This window comes from Peribacillus sp. CSMR9 (assembly GCF_033141925.1).
In the GTDB taxonomy this organism is placed as follows: Bacteria; Bacillota; Bacilli; order Bacillales; family DSM-1321; genus Peribacillus; species Peribacillus simplex_A.
In genome coordinates this window covers 1-1875 of sequence record NZ_JAOPHO010000168.1, presented here as the reverse complement: position 1 = coordinate 1875, position 1875 = coordinate 1, and the positions used below count along the sequence as shown (strand labels likewise).

Below are 1875 nucleotides of genomic sequence, written 5' to 3'. Positions count from 1 at the left end.
TGAACCGCCGTATACCGAACGGTACGTACGGTGGTGTGAGAGGTCGGAGGCTAGGCGCCTCCTCCTACTCGATTTTATGCAACTAACGGGGCAGGATAGCTAAAGAAGGAACTTCCATTTTTCGCACAATTGAAAAGGTGTTAAATGTATTGAAAATAATAAATGATAGAGAACTTAATAGGGGGAAATATTTTCTTGAAAATGGTTAGAATTAGCTTAGTAATAGTGGTTATTTGTATCGGATATACTTTATTTTATTTTAATCAGTATCATATTGAAGACGAAAGAGCATCTATTCAATCAAATCTAACGGAATGGGAAAATAGAGGAACTGGAGAAGAAATTAAACTTGATGTCATAGAAGTAACTCAATTAGACAATACAAACTCTTATATTGTTTTATTTGAAACAGATAATAAGAATATCGGTTACGCTCACTTTCTTAAAGGGTGGAACGGGCATTTCAAAATTGAACTTTCTGGGCACGGGACAAATGTTGTGTCTTATGAGGAAATTAAAACAAATAATGGGATGTATCGTATTCTGGTTGGAAAAAATCCTGATTTTAAAATTGACCATATAACAGCCAAATTGATTAATGAAGAATTCAGTTTTACATCAAATGTTTCCAAAGATGAAAAGTTTGTAAAGTATAAAAAACTGCCAAGTGATTTAAAACAAACTTTCCCTGCTGATCTAACATTCTTTGATAAAAATAAAAATATAATCCAAAATCCATAAAACATAAAAAAATAAGCGAAAATAATGAAAAAAGGCATCAGTCAATAACCGATGCCTTTTATTGTGCTATTTACAATGCTATATATAGCTCGATTTTTATGCTAATCTCGTTGCTATTTATAGTGTTTATTTAAGTTTTGTACTTCTGAACCGAACCCGTTAATAATCTGTTGGTTTCTTTTTATGTCGTTTCCGGATGGATAAGTTACTAAGAAAACATTTTCTTAGTGAACTAACGGGGCAGTTTAGTTCAAGAGTGCTGTTTGATCTTTGTTCAACAATTGGGCCATATTATTGAAGAAACATCCTGAAATTGTGAAGCTATACACTTAAACTAAATGGGAGTTCAAATAAAAAAACTGTTCCTGCTTGCTACAGAAACGCACTCTTTAACTAAAAAAAATAACAGTCGACTTAATCATCATCATTACTTTAAACTCCTGGAGTAGAATAATTTTGAATAGTAAACTAACTTAGGTGTGATAATATTGAGGACTATAAAAAAAGGAGTTAAGCGTAATGTTTAAACAACCAAGATGGATGATTATCACATTTTTATTTATTCCTTTACTATTTATTGTAAGTGCTACACCTACTTTTGCTGAAGAAGGCAAGGTTATATTTAGGTATAAAACTGATTTTGAAGCCATATCTCGTTTTCTGGGTGTAACCGAGGAAGAATTTTTTGAATTAAGAAATCAAAAAAGTATTGTTGAAATCGCAAAAGAAAGAGGAATTTCTGAAGATGAAGTTTTTAACTTTTTTGCAAGAAAACATATAGATGCACTTGTAAAGTCATACGAAAAAGGCGATTTTGATGTACGATTTGCAATGGATTATTGCTTGAGGTTAAAAGATGATATTGAATGGGAGATAAATGTTAAGAAGGGTAAAGATGGTAATTTAACAACGGAATAGCTAACTAATCTAAAGGATGCATTACTGGAACATGTAATGATTATGATTTTTTCTTCTTCAAGTAAAGGGCAGAACACTTGAATAGTAATAACTTTTTTCTGTTGAGGAAACCTACCCTTAATTAATAATTAAAGGTGGTTTGGATTGTCAACACTAAATCAAACAACTTTTTTAAGGGATAATTTTTTATATTCTAGAGGACTTAAGTAGCCAAGA

At 31.4% G+C, this 1875-nt stretch carries 2 protein-coding genes; both read left to right on the top strand.

What is annotated here, in order from left to right:
• The first annotated feature begins 195 nt into the window (after positions 1-195).
• Positions 196-741 carry a hypothetical protein gene (locus N9I19_RS24615; protein WP_251438254.1) on the top strand — a complete coding sequence of 182 codons (546 nt, stop codon included), beginning with the start codon at positions 196-198 and terminating at the stop codon, positions 739-741.
• A gap of 519 nt (positions 742-1260) precedes the next feature.
• A complete protein-coding gene (locus N9I19_RS24610; RefSeq protein ID WP_317779311.1) occupies positions 1261-1659 on the top strand; it encodes a hypothetical protein in 399 nt (132 codons plus the stop codon).
• The last annotated feature ends 216 nt before the right edge of the window (positions 1660-1875 follow it).